A 17,459-nucleotide genomic window follows, 5' to 3' on the forward strand; every position below is an offset into this window, starting at 1 on the left:
CTCTTTAGACCATCCAACTGCGCATCAAAACCTGACACTGTTCGCGGACGGTACTTTTAATCAATGCCATTCTTGCGGCAGGAAACTGGCTCGCATCTTCGGCTGGGCTGTAGACCGGATGTTTCATTGTATAAAACGTGGTCGCCAGGCCAAACAGAGAAAGCGATCTGATTTGCGTGCGCTCATCATCGACCGAGGTGTCCGAGATGCGAGCGACCAGTCTGGCACCCGCATCATGGATGTGGCAGATTAATTTTTCGTTGAAACGGCTGGCTGCTTTTTCCGGCCCCTGCCCCATCTTGATTCGCACGTGAAACAGGCGACGCTGGTGCGCAGTATTATTGTTCAATACCCGTTCAAGAACGGTATCCAGCATTAGGCAAAACATCTCGATACAGGCTTCTGGTTCAGGATTTTTAACTTGCGCCATCCGCTCCAGCAGCGGCTCAAACCATTCATAGCTCTCATCCGCCAGAAACTCTGCACAAGTGACATACAACCCTTCTTTATTTTCAAAATAATACTGCAATGCCGGAGTGTTGACCCCTGCATGTTTGGCAATAGCGCGGGTTGAAGCGCCTTCAAAACCCAACTCGCCAAACAGGACAATCGCACTGTCGATAATACGTTGCCGCGTTTCATCACCACGGGCATAGCCCCCGGAATCAGGATGGCGCAGCTGTTTAGTTAGGGCGTTATCAGTCATGGCTCTCTTCCAATAGCAAAACATGCGAATTATAACAGTCAAATTGCATAATAAAAGTATATCACTTGACATAAATGTCTCATTCGGAATAAATATATCAATCGGAATAATTTCACTCACAAGGTTCACTCAGTGCTACTAGCCTCCATGACGGCGTCCTCCGAGGCCGCGCCCGCAGTAAATGTTCAACCTCAGTCCAGTAAAAAACGTCGCATTTTGGTGCGACTGGCCATCGGCGTTGCTGTGGTATTACTGCTGGCTTTTTTATATTGGTTTTTTATCGCCCGCTTTAACGAATCCACAGATGATGCCTACATTCAGGCCGATAGTGTGACGCTGGCTCCAAAAGTTTCGGGCTATGTGACAAAAGTACTGGTTAAAGACAACCAGTGGGTAAAAGCCGGCGAGCCGGTGGTGCAGCTTGAAGACGACCAGTATCAGGCTCGGGTCAATCAGGCAACGGCCAATATTTTGGCTGACCAGGCAGCCATCGATCAGGCAAATGCCGAGATTAACCGCCAGAATGCGCAGATTGAACAGGCGCAGGCGCAGCAGCGATCGGCTCAGGTGCAGCTCAATTATTCAAATCATGAATATCAACGCTATCTGCCGCTGGCAGCCAGCGGTGCAGAAAATCAGGAAAAACTGGCCGAACTGCGCCGCAGCCGCGATCAGGCTCAGGCCGATTTCGACGCCAATGTCGCTGCGGTAAAATCAGCTTCGGCACAAATCCTTTCAATGCATGCGCAAATTGAGCAGGCTAAAGCCCAGCTCGCTTCTGCACAGGCCAATCGCGCGCAGTCGGCTATCGACTATCGCGGCACCGTGATTTACAGCACGCTGGAGGGCAGAGTTGGCGACCGCGCGGTTCGCGTGGGTCAATACGTTCAGCCCGGCACTCGATTGCTGACCGTAGTCCCTGAGAACGACTTGTATCTCGTTGCCAATTTCAAAGAAACACAGCTGACCCACATGCTTCCCGGCCAGAGCGCGACGCTGCACGTTGATGCATTCCCGGGCCACGATTTCAGCGGCGTGGTAGACAGCTTCGCGCCGGGCACCGGTTCACTGTTCGCCCTGCTGCCACCTGATAACGCCACTGGCAACTTTACCAAAATCGTGCAGCGCGTCCCGGTGCGAATCCGCATTACCGATCACAGCAATCAGGTAAAACGCCTGCTGGCAGGAATGTCGGTCACGGTAGACGTAAACACTCATCCTGATCAGACTCAGGCACAGCCATGAGCACCACAACTGTACCCGAAACTCAGGCCAGTGCCTCGGTAACGGACTGGATTGCGGTATTTGCCGGCGCGCTGGGAGCGCTGATGGCAACGCTGGATATTTCCATTACCAACTCGGCGCTGCCGCAAATTCAAGGGGAAATTGGCGCGACGGGTACGGAAGGCACCTGGATTTCAACCGGCTATCTGCTGTCGGAAATTGTGATGATCCCGCTGGCAGCATGGCTTAGCCGCTTGCTGGGACTGCGAAATTTCCTGCTGTGGTGCGCCTTGATGTTTATCGTATTTTCGGTGATCTGCGGTATTTCAGACAGCCTGACCCAGATGATTATTGGCCGCGTCGGCCAAGGTTTTGCCGGAGGCGCGATGATTCCTACAGCTCAGATGATTATTCGTACTCGTCTGCCGCGACGACAACTCCCCCTCGGGATGTCGATATTTGGCGTTATCGTGATCCTCGGGCCGGTTATGGGCCCGGTTCTGGGCGGGTGGCTCGCCGAAAACGTCAGCTGGAACTGGTGTTTCTTCCTCAATTTACCGGTCGGCATCGGCCTGATAGCTTTGCTGCTAACTGGATTACCGAAAGAGAAACCTCATTGGGAAGGCTTCCGCGAAGCCGACTGGCTGGGCATTATCGGGCTCAGCGTGGGTCTGAGCTGCCTGACTGTGGTGCTGGAAGAAGGCCAGCGCGACAACTGGTTTGATTCGACACTGATTATCTGGCTTACCATCGCCATGGTAATGGGATTTATCTTGCTTGGCATCGCGCAAATTACCGTAAAAAAACCGGTCATCAGACTCTCACTGCTGCGCAACCCGCGATATGTCAGCGTATTGGTGATCGTCTTTGTAGTCGGCATGGGGCTTTACTGTGTGTTGTATCTGCTGCCGCAGTTCCTGAGCGGAGTCGCCGGTTACAACGCGCAGCAGTCGGGTATGGTGTTGCTGGTTTCCGGCATCCCCAGCCTGTTAATGATGCCGATCCTGCCGCGAATGTTGCGCAGCGTTGACACCCGTTTTCTGGTCATCGCCGGGGTAGTCCTTTTTGCCGTCAGCTGTTTCCTCGATATCTCACTGACGGCGCAAAGCACTGGTGACGATTTCTTCTGGTCACAGCTGCTGCGCGGCGCGGGCCAAATCATGGCGATGATGCCACTGAATCAGGCGTCGATGGCCGCGGTCAACGACGATGAGGTCGCCGATGCAGCGGGCATTTATAACATGATGCGTAACCTCGGTGGCTCGGTTGGGCTGGCCGTGTTGGGGATCTTTATCGATCGACAGCGAAAAATGCATGACGACGTGATCAGAGAATCAGTGACCGCAAATTCTCCACTGGCAGAAAGCCGAATATCGGCCAGTACCGGGCAGTTTTTCAGTCAAAGTGGCGACCTGGTACATGCAAAAATGCAGGCCATGGGGCAATTGGCAAATGAAATCTCCCAGCAGGCACTGGTGATGACCTATTCAGAAGCTTTTTATGTCCTGGGACTTGCGCTGGTGTGTTGTATTCCACTGGCGCTGCTGCTGCGCGCGCCACGTTTAACTAATAAGTGACAGATAATGAACAACAAATTAATGCATTACGCGCCTTTAAGCTGCCTGGCGTTGCTGCTGGCGGGCTGTAGCGTTGGCCCCGACTATCACGGTGCCCCGCCCCTTCCGGTAAGCGCCAAATTTGCCCGTCTGCCAAATACTGGCGTCAGCACCGGGCAGGTTCAATCGCACTGGTGGCTAGCTTTCAATGACGATCGCCTTAATCAGTTGATTACGAAAGCGATGGAGCACAACCCCGACTTGGATATCGCTCGTGCTCGTTTACTGGAATCCCGGGCCTCTCTGGCCGGTGACCGTGCGCAGCAGCTGCCAAAACTGGATGCCAGCGGCGCTCTGGTCCGCGCCAAATTGCCGGACAGCGCCGGATTATCGACGGATAACCCAATAAATCTTTACAGTAGCGGCCTGGACGCCAGCTGGGAGCTGGATTTATTTGGCCAGCAGCGACGCACCACTGAGGCGGGACAGGCACAGCAACAGGCGAGCGAGGCCAGCCTGGCAGACACTCAGGTGGCCATAGCAGCAGAGGTTGCAAATAATTATTTGCAGCTCTGCGGTGCTCAGGAAAAGCTAGCCAATCTGCAACAAAACCTCGAGCTTCAGCAGCAGATGCTAACCTTGACACGCCAGCGTCAAGCTCGTGGTGCGTCAAACGATAGCGATGTGAATCGACTCGAAACTCAATTCGAAAACAGTCAGGCGGAAATTCCTAATCAACGGGCTGAAATCAATGGCTATAAAGACCAGCTGGCATTTTTATCCGGCTTAACGCCGGGCAGTCTGGATAAGCTATTGTCAGGAGCCGTTCAGCTGCCTGCACAACCTGAAAAGGTCGATGTAGGCGATCCGCTGGATTTACTGCGCCGTCGCCCAGATGTCCGCAACGCGGAGCGGAAACTGGCAGCCAGTACCGCAACGGTGGGAGAACACGTAGCCGACCTTTATCCTAAAGTCACCCTGCGCGGGATCCTTGGATTCAGCAGTGACAGCAGCAGTCAGGTATTCGATCACGCCAATCAGTCGTGGTTGCTGATCCCGATGTTACAGTGGAATATTCTCGATTTTGGGCGCATTCGTTCACAAATCAACGTCGCCAAGGCGCAGCGCGATGAAGCGGAAGCTCAGTGGCATAAAACCGTGCTGGATGCGTTGCGCGATGCAAATAGCTCACTGTCACGCTACGGCGAACAGCGGCAAACCTTGGCTAACTATCTTAACGTTGAACAAACGGCAGGCAGGGACCAGAAGTTGATGCAACAGCGCTATAGCGCAGGGGTTGCCAGCCTGATTGATGTGCTGGATACGCAGCGCACCGAGCTGACTGCCAGTCAAAACAGGATCCAGTCACAGACCGATCTGGCGCTGGATTATGTCGCATTACAGAAAAGTTTGGGTCTCGGCTGGCAGTCTTGAGACACTGAAATAGGCAACAGGGTAAAACACTAGTTTTACCCTGATTGTACAAAATTTTCCGCTAATTCAGTGAGCATGATGAAAATAAACAATTTTGTCAGCAAATGCGTTAGCCATTGAAATCCATCAATAAGAATTTTAAAGTAGCCGCATTACCACATTATTTTCAGTGAATTACTCATGACTACTGGCCAAATGCTAATCCCGGTTGCCGTAATTTTGGCGTGTGCGGGATATTTCCTGCCTTTCTTGATTGCCGATCATAAAAAACATAAAAACTTACCGGCCATTTTCGGGCTGAATCTGGTTCTTGGCTGGACAGTCATTGGTTGGATTGCTGCACTTTTCTGGGCTGTTTCCAACAATCCGCAACCCTCTCCTGCCTGTTCCGAAGAGTCCTGATAACTCTCTTAATCGTCAACATATCAAGATTCACAAACTCCCCTGCCTAGAGGATGAGTAAGCCAAAATCAGGGGTGATTTTTTTATTTTCAAGTTCTTTCACCACAAAGGTTTGGTAAGAATAAGAAGGTGATTCTTTAATATTTTTGACCCAAACCAGCTTATATCGAGACGTGGGTATTTTGGGACCGAAAACATCGCCGATTGCATTAACCAACACCGTCGATTTATATATCACGTGGCAAATATCTATTGCTTGCTCAAAAAGTTTCGCCCCTCCAGCTATAACCAGCTCTAATCGCCCCTCATGCTGAGCTATTTGTATCGCTTCTTCCAACGATGAGACTCTGCGAACATTAGTATCTTTTAGTGGATTAGAACTTAAAACGATAATGTCTTTTAGAGGGAGAGAGCAAGGTAGGATTTCATAGGTCTGGCGGCCCACGACAACGAGTTTGTTATTGGTGACGGCCTTGAAACGCTCCTGCTCACCTTTTACATGCCAGGGAATACTATTTTTCAGGCCGAGAACATTGTCTTGTGATGTAGCGTAAATCATTGAAATTAAAGTCATAAAAAGTCTCTTAAAGTTTATTTATTTTTAGCCTTACTCCCCCGGCCTGTATAAGTACGGCTTTCCAATGCTGCACTTTGTTTTTTGTTGTTCGTGGATACAGCTTTAGATAAATAGGGTGATTTACGCCGCCTCCCAATAACGGGCCAGATAAATAGGCTCATAATTATCAAATTATAGTTAATAGTTAAAATTGGGACTGAAAATTTAATGTAAAATCAGAAAAATAGGAATGTATGATAATAAGATAAACTCGGCGCGTTTGGCGAGGAATACGAGTTAGGATATTGAAATTAATAGAATAATTATTTAAATAGCTTTGGGGAACAGTGAGATCCATCCGAGGGGATACTATTGAAATATATTTATTATCAATTAATTACTATAACTTGGCTGCTATTTATCGAGCCAAAGCACAATGTTAATAATAACTAAATAAATAAACTCCATTTAGTTATTATTAACATAATTATCACTTAACATTGATGATTCGTTATTGAAAATAATTTAACTCATTGATTTTTATTTAGTTATCACAATGAAATTAGATTCGTCGTGCTTGCCAATAAGTTTTACGCCAATAAGCGTTATCCAGAGAAGAGCGGATCACACCGCGAGAAGTCGAAGCATGGATAAACTCATCCCCACTGTCGTAGATACCGACATGCAGGCCATTTTCACCGGCCCCCGTTTTGAAGAACACTAAATCTCCAGGTAATAACTCCTTGCGGGAAACTCGGGTACCAATTTCAGTCTGTTCAGCGGTTGAGCGAGGAAGAATAACGCCAAATCTGTCGCGGAAGGTGCGGAAGACAAAGCCAGAGCAGTCGATACCGCTGCGTGCCAAGCCACCGTAGCGATAAGGCGTGCCGTGCCATTCACTAAGCTGATAGTTTAGCTGTGCCTTAACAACACGGGAATCTGACAAGTTTCCGCTTGGCATCGGTGCATGGCTACTACAACCGCTGAGGATCAATGTTGTTAATACCAACAGAGAATAAAAAAATCTGGAGTATTTTTGCATTACTTTCGTTCCCTGGCTGACATCCTGAAATGTTCCCGCGTGCGCAAAACTCGCCGGATAGGATAACTTGCCGTTATCTAAGGATTAAAAGAATCTAGCGCTATTTTATCTGCCATCCAACAAAAATCGACTTGGTTTACGAAAGAAAATTGAAAGTTAATAATAAAAACGGCAAGCGCAGCGGCTATTTTATCGCCGCCTTTCCCGACTTGCTGTTGATAAGCCACACGCCCAAAAGGATCGACAAAGCACCTAACGACTTCAATGGATGCATGTTTTCGTGGAACCACGGTAACCACACAGCGGCGAGATAAACCACTGCATAGCTCAGGCTTAGCAGACTATAGGCACGATTCAACGGCAGTTCACGTAAGGCGAAAAACCAGCACACCATCGACAGTGCATAACCGGCAATGCCACAACAGACGATGAATACCGCTACTAAATGGTTCATTATTAAAGAGTAAAGCAGGGCATCCAGTGAAAGCGTCGGCATTTGACTCATGCCCCATTTCATCAGCAGCTGCGCCGCGCTAACCAGCATTAGGCTAGCAACCCCCCAGGCATAGCCCTTCAACGGCTAATTCCCATTAATAGTATTCCTAACATGATAAACCCTACGCCCAGCCAATGGCGGCGATCGATAAACTCATCAAAAAACCAGCGCGCGCTAAAGGTGATTAACACAAAATTCATGCTGAGCATGGGATAGGCAATACTCAGAGGTAAAATTTGCAATACGCGCAGCCAGAGCAGCAGCCCACAGCCCATAAAAAACACGGCTGCTATCATCCAGCGTAAAATCGACCCCAGATTACTAGCAACCTGGTGTGCGCCTGCCTGCGCGGCTTTTTTTTGGCAAAGTTGCCCCGCGCAGGTCAGAATGCTGACTATCAGCACCAATAAGTAACCCATCATGGCAGTTTTTTATAGAACAGTAATATCAGGCGTTTTCCCCTGACCTGGTTGTCCGGCGCTGGGAGATCGGCAAAGCTTTGTGCATCGTTTCTGACTTTCAATACCATTGAGACATCGCCTTGCTGACGGGCGTTGCTCAACCATTTGGCGAACCCTTGGGTATTGATAAAACGCCCCTCGGCATCGGGATAGTCAAGCCCGTATTCGAGCTCGCCTTTTTCATCAAACATCATAATATCGCTGCGTTTTAGTTCCCAGCCCAATCCGGCGGCAATACCAACATCATCGCTGAGCACAAATCGACTTTGTTTCAACAGCGAAAAGTTTTGCTGAATAAATTCCTGCGGTTGTTTTGAATCGATGATTTTTTGCGGAATCGCCTGTCCGACCAAAAGTGCCAAGACCAGCGGACACGCAGCGGACCAATACCAGCGACGCGGCAAAGTCAGGCTTAATGCCCCCGCCAGTGCCCAGGCGGCGAAACAGACAATAGCAATCAGGACCTTATACAATTCATTCTGGGCAAAAACCGGTTTGAGATGAGTAGGCAAAATACCGGAAATCACCACCAATGCGATCACCACCAGCGATCCAAAAATGATATTGATTATGCCATTTATTTTAAGCGCGCGCGGGTTGGCTGACTGACGCACCTGCTCGAAATAATCAGCCATCAGCAATGCCAATGGTGCGAAGCATGGCAAAATATAAGTTGGCAGTTTTCCCTTGGCAATACTAAAGAAAATCAGCGGCATAATGGCCCAGCTTAGCAGGAAGAACAGCTCTGGTCGCAGTGCCCTTTTCTTCCATCCGGCTACCAATGAACCTGGCAATAATCCCAGCCACGGCAACACGCCCAGACACAATACCGGTATGTAAAACCAAAAAGGTGCGCTGTGTTGCGCATTTTTTTCAGCAAAGCGCTGAATATGCTCAACCCAGAAGAAGTAGCGCCAAAAGTCAGGTTCCCGCTCGCCGATGGCAATCACCCATGGCAGGCTCAGCAACAATGCGCTGACAATTGCCAATGGCCCCCAGCCTAGCAGGGTCTTGAAACGCTTCTCTTGCCAGACTATCGGCAATACGGCAATCACGGGTACGGCGAGCGCGAGAAAACCTTTGGTCATGAAACCCATGCCGCAGGCAAGGCCCAGCGCAATCCAGCTCAAGGCTTTCTGACGATTTCCACTGACTCGCAAACAGAAATAAGAGCACAGCATTGCAGCATTCACCCACAGCGTAATCATCGGATCGAGAACGCTGTAGGTGCCGATACTGAATACTAAGGTGCATGAAAGGTAAATCAGCACGGCCGTATAGGACTTTTGGCGGTTACGCCACATCAGGTTAGCCAGCCACAGCACCAGTAGTGCGCTCATAGCGGTAGAAAATACGGATCCAAATCGCACTGCGAAGTTTGAATGTCCAAATATCATCTGGCTAATATTGTTGATCCAATAACCTGCATCCGGTTTTTCGAAATATCTTAAACCTAAAAAATGTGGAACTATCCAGTCTCCGCGTTGCAGCATTTCACGACTAATTTCTGCATAGCGAGTCTCATCGGGCATCCATAACGCACGTAAATTTAACGGTATTAGATAAACCAGTGCAAAAAACACCAGCAGCATAAAGCCGCAGGCGCGTTTAATGGTGTTTTGCATTTAATTCAATCCCATTTCCTGACAACCCAACCATCCTTCCCTACCGGGGAACGGCGCACGGACAACTCGCCCCACGGGCAGCGTTTGCTGATCGGCGGGCAGTAAGCTTCCCAGCGGGCAAAACTCAATGCCCGCTTTTGCCGCGCGCGTCAGTAATTCATCAAACATGGCGGACAGTGACATACCTTCCACTTCGGCATGTATGGTGTAAACCGACAGATCGTTATCCCGGGCTATTGCATCAAGAATAAAATCGTTAAAACCTTCTACCTTAACCTCGGTGCCAATAACCTCGTCGTAGGTCGGCAAAGTCACCGGTATTTGCACTGTGCCAAGCTGCCCGCTGCTGAGCAGAGGACGAAAGATTGCCACCCCGCGGCAGTCGCTGTTGTAGCGGAAATTAAATTTCTCTTTAACATCGATGACGCGCTGATCGCCGCGCCAGCCTGCAACAGCAGAACAATCAATCGGGCGACCAATACTGTTTTCCAGCGCCACTAACCCTTTGCGCACCTGCTGTTCGAGCTGTTCAGGGGTCCATTTTTCAACTTTCGCCTGCCAGCCCTGATGATCCCAGGCATGCAAACCGATTTCGTGTCCGGCATCGGCGGTTTTTCTCATCAACGGGCCGAAATCTTTAGCGATTATCTTGCCTGGCCACGCCGTGCCGGCCACCAGAATATCCAGCCCATACAGTGAAGCAGCGTTGGATCGCAGCATTTTCCATAGAAATTTGGGACGCAAAAGGCGCCATAAATGGCGCCCCATGTTGTCCGGCCCAACGCTGAAAAAGAAACTGCCCTTGATTTGGTGTTTATCCAAAAGTCTTAACAACTCGGGGACACCCTTGCGGGTGCCACTCCAGGTATCGACATCAATTCTCAAGCCTACTTTTTTCATTCCGCTCAAGGCATTATCCTTTGTTAGCAGGCAATTCTACCGAGCGCAGGAAGAAGTCCAGAGTCGCATCAATGGTCTTGTCCATTTTTACTTCCGGTGTCCAGTTCAGCAGCTTGCGGGCATTTTTGATGCTCGGCGTACGGTGAGCAACGTCTTGATAGCCTTTACCGTAATAGCTGCTGCTTTCGATGAGCTTCATACCGGCAAACGGTGGGAACTGGTCGCGTAGCGGATGTGCATCAAAGCTCTTGAGCAGCATTTCTGCCAGCTCGCGGATGCTTGCCTCGTTGGTTGGATTACCGATATTGATAATCTCGCCATCGCAAAGATTGTCACGGTTTTCAATGATGCGGAACAGCGCTTCGATCCCATCGTTGATATCGGTAAAGCAGCGTTTCTGCTCTCCGCCGTCAATCAGCTTGATCGGCGAACCTTCAACCAGGTTGAGGATCAGCTGGGTAATGGCACGAGAACTGCCGACACGCGCAGCATCAAGGTTGTCCAGACGCGGGCCCATCCAGTTAAACGGACGGAATAACGTGAAACGCAGCCCTTCTTTGGCACCATAGGCCCAAATAACGCGGTCAAGCAGCTGCTTGGAAACAGAATAGATCCAACGCTGTTTGTTGATAGGGCCGACGATCAGATTTGAAGTATCTTCATCAAACTCTTTGTCATCACACATGCCGTAAACTTCAGAGGTTGAAGGGAAAATAATGCGTTTTTTGTATTTCACGCAATCGCGAACGATTTTAAGATTCTCTTCAAAATCCAGCTCGAACACGCGCAGCGGATTGCGGGTGTATTCGATAGGCGTGGCGATAGCCACCAGCGGCAACACAACATCACATTTCTTGATGTGATACTCGATCCACTCGGAGTGAATACTGATATCGCCTTCAACAAAGTGGAAGTTCGGGTTATCCATAAAACGGCTGATCGCGTCAGAACTGATATCCAGACCGTAGATTTCGTATTTACCGTCGCGAAGCAGTCGCTCGCTGAGATGATTACCGATAAAGCCGTTAACCCCGAGGATCAGCACGCGTGTCCGGCGTTTTAAAGCCGCATTTGGTCGACCAGTCAGGCGGACATCAGGCATAATCCCCATTTCCAGCGCCAGACGCGTGCCGTGAACATACAGACCAGATTCGTTCTGACCGGCAACAATTTCCAGCGCGCCTTCACCGCAGGCGATCACTAGCGGCTCTGCTGAGATAACTGTACCAGGCTGTTTATCGTGCTGTTTATCAAGAATGTTTGCACGCCAGACGGTCATTTTTCGCTGGCCGAGATAGGTGAATGCCCCAGGATAAGGCTCAGTCACGGCACGGATCAGGTTATTAATCTCGGTGGCAGATTTATGCCAGTGGATCTCGCCGTCAGCGGCGGTGCGACGGCCAAAGTAGCTGGCCTGCGACTCATCCTGCGGCGTCAGAGTGATTTCACCCTTCTTCATAACAGGCAGATAATGTTGCAACAGTGCCTGAGCGGCATCGCGTACTTTGCCATGCAGCGTTAGCGCGGTGTCTTGTGGGGTGATGCTGACCACCTGCTGATCCACAATATCGCCGGCATCTGGGCGTTTCACCATCTTGTGCAACGTCACGCCGGTTTCGGTTTCTCCGTTAAGCAGCGCCCAATTAACCGGCGCACGGCCACGATAGCGTGGCAAAAGCGAGCCGTGCAGGTTAAATCCGCCGTTTGGTGCCAGTGAAAGGATCTCTTCACTCAGCATGTTGCGATAGTAGAACGAGAAAATAACGTCTGGCTGCAGTTCGCGGATACGGCTTACCCACAGCGGGTGGTTAACATCTTCCGGGGCATACACCGGCAAATTCAATTCGGCACCAGTACGGGCGACCGAGGCAAAGAAATTATTTTCTTCAGGAGAGTCGGTATGGGTAAATACGGCCTGCACATCATAACCCGCCTCAACCAGAGCCTTCAGGCCAACACAACCAATGTCATGGTAAGCAAAAACAATCGCTTTCATTATTTAATTTCCTGATCTTTATCGTTATCTACGGCTATGGCGCCAATGACTTTTTGAACGAAATAACGTGGGCGTGCACGCACGTCGGTATAGATGCGGCCGATGTATTCACCCAGCAGCCCCATGCCGACAAATTGCGCTCCGATAAACATAAACAGCAGAGCGAACAGCGTAAACACGCCTTCCGCAGCCCATTCAGGGCCAAGTATCAAGCGCATAAGAATCAATACCAGCGCCAGTAAAAAGCCGAATAGAGCAATAAAACTGCCCACCACGCTGAGCATACGCAGCGGAGTGGTGGTCAAACAGGTGATCAGATCAAACATCAGGTTGATGAGTTTCATCAGACTGTATTTTGAGTCACCAAACTCGCGTTCTGCGTGCAAAACTGGAATTTCAGCAGTCTTGCGCGCAAACGTATTGGCGAGGATAGGAATAAAGGTGCTGCGCTCGTGACAGTTGAGCATCGCCTGAACAATGTGTCGGCGGTAGGCACGCAGCATGCAGCCGTAGTCCCCCATCGACTTGCCGGTAGCGCGCTGAATCATCATATTGATGATTTTCGAAGCATTTTTACGGAACCAGGAATCCTGACGATTCGAGCGTACAGTACCCACGACGTCATAACCTTCCTGAGCCTTGGCAACCAGGCGCGGGATCTCTTCCGGCGGGTTTTGTAAATCAGCATCCAGAGTAATCACCAGATCGCCACTGACCTGATTGAAGCCAGCCATGATCGCCGAATGTTGGCCGTAGTTTCGGTTTAGCAATACGGCAACGACGCAGTTTTCTGGCTGCTCGGCGGCCTGTGTAAGCAGCTCTGCCGAGTTGTCGGTACTGCCGTCATCAATCAGCACGATTTCGAAAGGCATGGTCAGTTGGCGGCAGGCGGCAATCGTGCGTGACAGCAGAACAGGCAGGCTCTCTTCTTCATTGAATACGGGAATAACCACTGAAACTTTATTTATTTCTTCAAACTGAGCCACTACTGCTTCTCCACCAGGGATTTAAGCGCATCGACTACACGGTCAACATCGCTGTCCTGCATATCAGGGAACATAGGTAAACTGCACAGGCGTGCGGTATTCCACTCACTGTGGGGTAATGAGAGGTCTGGATAACGCTCGCGATAGTATTTTTGCGTATGGGCAGCACGGAAATGCAGGCCGGTGCCGATCCCCAGCTCTTTCAAACGTTCCATCAGCGTGTCGCGGTTAAGCCCACAGCGCTCTTCATCTACGCGGATCATAAACAGATGCCAAGTATGCAAATGCGGATAAGCCGGCACATGCATAGGCAGGAACGGCGTGCCTTCCAGTTTTTCAAGATAAAGCCGAGCCAGAGCTGCACGGCGGGCATTCATTGCCGCCAGACGTTTCAGCTGCACCACGGCAATCGAGGCGTGAATATCTGAGAGGTTATATTTGAAGCCTGGTTCAATCACTTCCGCCTGCGGACGACGGCCCTGCACTTGCCTGTCGAAAGCATCAACCGCCAGACCGTGGAATTTCAGCGCGCGAACCTTGGCAGCCAGCGCGTCGTCATCGGTTGCGATTAATCCACCTTCGGCACAGGTCATGTTTTTAATGGCGTGGAATGAAAAAATGGCGGTGCCCTGTGCGCCAATCCAGCGATCGCGGTATTGAGTGCCTGCCGCATGGGCAGCGTCTTCAATAACCGTAATATTGTGGCGATTTGCCACGGCGTAGATTGGGTCGAGATCTAACGAAGCACCAGCATAATGCACCGGAATAATGGCTTTGGTTTTTGGTGTAATCGCTGCTTCGATGGCTTCGGCACTGACCATGAGAGTATTTGGGTCGACGTCGATCATTACTGGCTCGGCGCCGAGCAGGACAATCATGTTCAGCGTGGAGACCCAGGTTTGCGAAGGGGTAATGACTTCGTCGCCGGGTCCAATGCCTAGCGCCAGCAGCGTGACATGCATTCCACCGGTTGCCGAACTTACCGCTATTGCGTGTTTACAGCCAAATGCCGCAGAAAAATCCTGTTCGAGCTGATGGGTTTGCGGACCGGTGGTAATCCAGCCTGATCTTAGAACTTGTTCAACGGCGTTGATTTCTTCATCACCCATTGATGGGCGGGAAAACGGCAAAAAATTTTCCATGGAGCATATCCTGTAATTTAAGGACCGCAAAAGGGCATTAGTTGAGCCAAACTGTATATGTTAGTTGTTTAACAACGAGTAAACGTATAGAAGAAAAGTTGTCTCAATTATCCTTGTTTAATCTTAATTTAACATTAAGGAAATTCAAGTATTTGACAAGTAAAAACAAGTGTTTGTTGGCAATTAAAAGATTGCGATTTTACATCGAAAAATGAGGTGAAAAACATCTCTGACTCCCTTCCTTTTGGAGAGTCTAGAACAGTATCTAAAAAAATTCATAAAGGAATATAAATCTTGTATTAATATCAATGAGCAATGATTTGCTCACAGAGTAAAAATTTATTTGTTCTTAATAAGGCTTAAATTAAACGGTCATAATCCACGACCGGCCTTCAAAATGATGCAATTTAAAAAAAACGCCATAATTAAGAGATAACGGTTCAGGCTGCATAACCTCGGCTGTCAGGCCATTGGCTATCACTTCTCCCCGTGAAAGCATCCACACTCGACAGGCATGCTGCAGGGTGTGATTAAGATCATGATCGCTAATAATAGCTATCCCCCCTTCACTACAAAACTCGTTAATAATCAAATCCAATGCCTGCTGATGTGCAATATCCAGACTGTTGGCAGGCTCATCCAGCAGTAGCAGGCAGCCCTGAGGATTCACCGATGGCCAGACCTGTAACAGTGTTGCAACAAGCCTCACTCGCTGCCATTCACCACCGGAAAGCTGGGTTATTTTGTGTGCGAGTTTGTCATTGAGATGCAGCAGATTACAGAGTTGGGTTAATGTTTTATCCACTGCTTCCGCGCTGCTGCCTGCTATTTGGTGCAAAGATAAATATTGATATACTGGCATGGCCGACAGCGGTAAATATTGCTGGCATAAATAACTACGGTAACGAGAAAGCTCCCTGCCTGATAATTCAGTAATCCTGTTTCCGGCAATAACAACCTCACCTTCCGCTTTTAGCATTCCGGCAATCGCGGCTAACAGGCTGCTCTTTCCTGCGCCATTTGGGCCAATAATATGCACGCGGTCTCCACGTTTGACCTTTGCGCTAAAGGGTAATAAGCGTGAAATTACGGCAAGATGATTTATTTCCAGCATGTTTTAACCATCATAATCAGATCTGACAGAAATTGAGCAGTCTCGGAATTACCGGGCGGCAGGAACCCGCCCATTTCATTACTCAGAATTATTTTTCCAGAGCTTTTTTGACAGCATCGACCAACAGCGGGTCTTCCGGCGTCAAATCAGGTGCAAAGCGTTGGATAACCTTACCATCACGACCTACCAAAAACTTCTCGAAGTTCCACAAAATATTTTCTGGTTTCACAGGTTCGCGCCCTTTGCTCGCCAGAAGCTGATAAAATTCGCTCCCTTCTGGCAATATAGCCTTTGGCTGGGCCGTAATCAGTGACTTATATAAGGGATGACGCCCCTCGCCGTTGACTTCAATTTTACTGAACATCGGAAACTTGACGCCAAACTGCGTGCTGCAAAAGGTCTGAATCTCTTCTTCAGTGCCAGGCTCCTGAGCACCAAACTCATTGCAAGGGAATCCCAGCACTTCAAAACCCTTGTCATGCCAGGTCTGATAAAGGCTTTCAAGCCCCTCGTACTGCTTTGTCAGACCGCACTGCGAGGCAACATTTACTATTAGCAAAACTTCGCCTTCAAAAGCACCCAGCTTTGTCGCTTTGCCATCAATAGTGGTAAGCGAGGTATCATAAATTGCGTTACTCATAAGTCATTTCCTTTTTTGTGGAATGTAACAACTGTGAGGGATGTTTATTAAAGCCGAAACAGCTGCTGCTTCAGTTAATCATGCTTTTCTGCCCGGGATAAAAGCCAGATAAACAGCGGCGCACCCAGTACGGCAGTGACGACGCCAACCGGCAGCTCAGCCGAATAAAGGGCAACACGTGCGGTGACATCAGCCAGCAGCAATATACCTCCGCCCGCCAGTGCGCAGGCCGGGAGCAAACGACGCTGGTCGGTTATCCCTATCAGCCGCAGTAAGTGTGGGATTATCAAGCCAACAAAGCCAATCACCCCGGCAAGCGCGACGCTGATACCCACTGTCCAGCCTATCGCCAGAACCAGCACATTGCGCCAGACCACCACGGGTAAACCGAGCTGTTGCGCCTGACTAATGCCCAGCGCCAACAAATTAAGGGGGCGGCCCTGAAAACAAAGCCACAACACTACCGGCAAAAGCAGCAGGCCCAGCCAGGACTGACGCCAGTCGATACCGCCAAAACCGCCCATCATCCAGTACATTAGCTGGCGCACATCCAGGCTCGAACTAAAATACACGGCCCAGGTCATGGCTGCGCTACAGATAATGCCGATGGCCACGCCAACCAGCAGCAGGCGGGAATGCGCAAAAAGTCGGCGGCGGGCGAAATGCATTAGGAGAAAGGTCACCGCCAGCGCGCCTGAAATAGCGCTTAAGCTTATAGCCCATGACGGTAACAGACCGTGCCCCAGCATCACAGAAATTACCAAAGCCACGCCTGCGCCACTTGCGACGCCAAGCAAACCTGGCTCAGCCAATGAATTCTCGAACAGCGATTGCATTACTGCACCGGAAACGGCCAGCCCTGCCCCAACCAAAATCACGGCTAGCGCTCGAGGCAATCGAATTTGCCAGACAAAGAGTTTAGCGGAAGAAGTTAACCATTGATCTGGCCAAAACCAGCGATCGCCAGCACACAGGCTGAGAACCAGCACCACAGCCAGTAGCAGTGCCAATAGCCAAAGCCGCTGCCAGTCACGGCGCTTTTGCTGGCGCACAAGCTCGGTCAAGTTAGGAGAAGATGACATGTTTTGGGGACAGGCTCCTGAGACTTCTCGGTGATTATGTTCCCTATATTAAACAGTTAACGCCACATTTGAATGTTTAATGCCATACGATGATAAA

Annotated in this window: 17 protein-coding genes; 4 read left to right on the forward strand and 13 right to left on the reverse strand. The window is 49.8% G+C overall.

The genetic code is table 11. The features are described from left to right. Positions 1-4 precede the first annotated feature (4 nt). On the reverse strand, positions 5-706 hold the full coding sequence (locus tag AB3G37_RS15900; RefSeq protein WP_009635899.1) for a CerR family C-terminal domain-containing protein: 702 nt from the start codon (positions 704-706) through the stop codon (positions 5-7). Positions 707-838: 132 nt separating this feature from the next. On the opposite strand from AB3G37_RS15900, the gene AB3G37_RS15905 reads away from it, so the two are divergent. The 4 genes from AB3G37_RS15905 (at position 839) to AB3G37_RS15920 (ending at position 5,322) form a co-directional block, all read left to right on the forward strand. Next, complete coding sequence (locus tag AB3G37_RS15905; protein WP_369788433.1) at positions 839-1,951, forward strand: HlyD family secretion protein; 1,113 nt, start codon at positions 839-841, stop codon at positions 1,949-1,951. Further along, complete coding sequence (locus tag AB3G37_RS15910) at positions 1,948-3,507, forward strand: DHA2 family efflux MFS transporter permease subunit (protein ID WP_369788434.1); 1,560 nt, start codon at positions 1,948-1,950, stop codon at positions 3,505-3,507. Before AB3G37_RS15905 ends, AB3G37_RS15910 begins: the two co-directional genes overlap by 4 nt. A gap of 6 nt (positions 3,508-3,513) precedes the next feature. Then, entirely contained in the window at positions 3,514-4,920 is a 1,407-nt protein-coding gene (locus tag AB3G37_RS15915; protein WP_369788435.1) for an efflux transporter outer membrane subunit, read from the forward strand. A gap of 180 nt (positions 4,921-5,100) precedes the next feature. Beyond that, positions 5,101-5,322 (forward strand): superinfection immunity protein, encoded by a 222-nt coding sequence (locus tag AB3G37_RS15920; protein ID WP_369788436.1) that lies wholly within the window; start codon positions 5,101-5,103, stop codon positions 5,320-5,322. A gap of 46 nt (positions 5,323-5,368) precedes the next feature. On the opposite strand, the gene AB3G37_RS15925 is transcribed toward AB3G37_RS15920, so the two are convergent. The 12 genes from AB3G37_RS15925 to btuC form a co-directional block, all read right to left on the reverse strand. After that, entirely contained in the window at positions 5,369-5,896 is a 528-nt protein-coding gene (locus tag AB3G37_RS15925) for a dihydrofolate reductase (RefSeq protein ID WP_369788437.1), read from the reverse strand. A gap of 544 nt (positions 5,897-6,440) precedes the next feature. Continuing rightward, a complete protein-coding gene (locus AB3G37_RS15930; protein ID WP_009635893.1) occupies positions 6,441-6,920 on the reverse strand; it encodes an NlpC/P60 family protein in 480 nt (159 codons plus the stop codon). A 184-nt stretch (positions 6,921-7,104) separates the two neighbouring features. Next, positions 7,105-7,497 (reverse strand): 4-amino-4-deoxy-L-arabinose-phosphoundecaprenol flippase subunit ArnF, encoded by a 393-nt coding sequence (arnF, locus tag AB3G37_RS15935; RefSeq protein ID WP_369788438.1) that lies wholly within the window; start codon positions 7,495-7,497, stop codon positions 7,105-7,107. Continuing rightward, positions 7,494-7,838 (reverse strand): 4-amino-4-deoxy-L-arabinose-phosphoundecaprenol flippase subunit ArnE, encoded by a 345-nt coding sequence (arnE, locus tag AB3G37_RS15940; protein WP_369788439.1) that lies wholly within the window; start codon positions 7,836-7,838, stop codon positions 7,494-7,496. The genes arnF and arnE overlap by 4 nt, the downstream gene beginning before the upstream one ends. After that, complete coding sequence (arnT, locus tag AB3G37_RS15945; protein WP_369788440.1) at positions 7,835-9,502, reverse strand: lipid IV(A) 4-amino-4-deoxy-L-arabinosyltransferase; 1,668 nt, start codon at positions 9,500-9,502, stop codon at positions 7,835-7,837. Before arnT ends, arnE begins: the two co-directional genes overlap by 4 nt. Further along, on the reverse strand, positions 9,503-10,402 hold the full coding sequence (gene arnD / locus AB3G37_RS15950) for a 4-deoxy-4-formamido-L-arabinose-phosphoundecaprenol deformylase (protein WP_369790977.1): 900 nt from the start codon (positions 10,400-10,402) through the stop codon (positions 9,503-9,505). Positions 10,403-10,415: 13 nt separating this feature from the next. Next, a complete protein-coding gene (arnA, locus tag AB3G37_RS15955; RefSeq protein WP_369788441.1) occupies positions 10,416-12,398 on the reverse strand; it encodes a bifunctional UDP-4-amino-4-deoxy-L-arabinose formyltransferase/UDP-glucuronic acid oxidase ArnA in 1,983 nt (660 codons plus the stop codon). Next, positions 12,398-13,384, reverse strand: coding sequence for an undecaprenyl-phosphate 4-deoxy-4-formamido-L-arabinose transferase (gene arnC / locus AB3G37_RS15960; RefSeq protein WP_009635887.1), 987 nt, complete (start codon positions 13,382-13,384; stop codon positions 12,398-12,400). The genes arnA and arnC overlap by 1 nt, the downstream gene beginning before the upstream one ends. After that, positions 13,384-14,526: a UDP-4-amino-4-deoxy-L-arabinose aminotransferase gene (gene arnB / locus AB3G37_RS15965; protein ID WP_369788442.1), complete on the reverse strand. Its 1,143-nt coding sequence runs from the start codon at positions 14,524-14,526 to the stop codon at positions 13,384-13,386. The genes arnC and arnB overlap by 1 nt, the downstream gene beginning before the upstream one ends. A gap of 364 nt (positions 14,527-14,890) precedes the next feature. After that, positions 14,891-15,640, reverse strand: a complete 750-nt coding sequence (gene btuD, locus AB3G37_RS15970; protein WP_369788443.1) for a vitamin B12 ABC transporter ATP-binding protein BtuD — start codon at positions 15,638-15,640, stop codon at positions 14,891-14,893. An 88-nt stretch (positions 15,641-15,728) separates the two neighbouring features. After that, positions 15,729-16,280, reverse strand: coding sequence for a glutathione peroxidase (locus AB3G37_RS15975; RefSeq protein WP_369788444.1), 552 nt, complete (start codon positions 16,278-16,280; stop codon positions 15,729-15,731). A 74-nt stretch (positions 16,281-16,354) separates the two neighbouring features. Continuing rightward, positions 16,355-17,362: a vitamin B12 ABC transporter permease BtuC gene (gene btuC, locus AB3G37_RS15980; RefSeq protein WP_009635883.1), complete on the reverse strand. Its 1,008-nt coding sequence runs from the start codon at positions 17,360-17,362 to the stop codon at positions 16,355-16,357. Between the last annotated feature and the right edge of the window lie 97 nt (positions 17,363-17,459).

It is taken from the genome of Rouxiella sp. WC2420 (assembly GCF_041200025.1).
Classification (GTDB): Bacteria; Pseudomonadota; Gammaproteobacteria; order Enterobacterales; family Enterobacteriaceae; genus Rouxiella.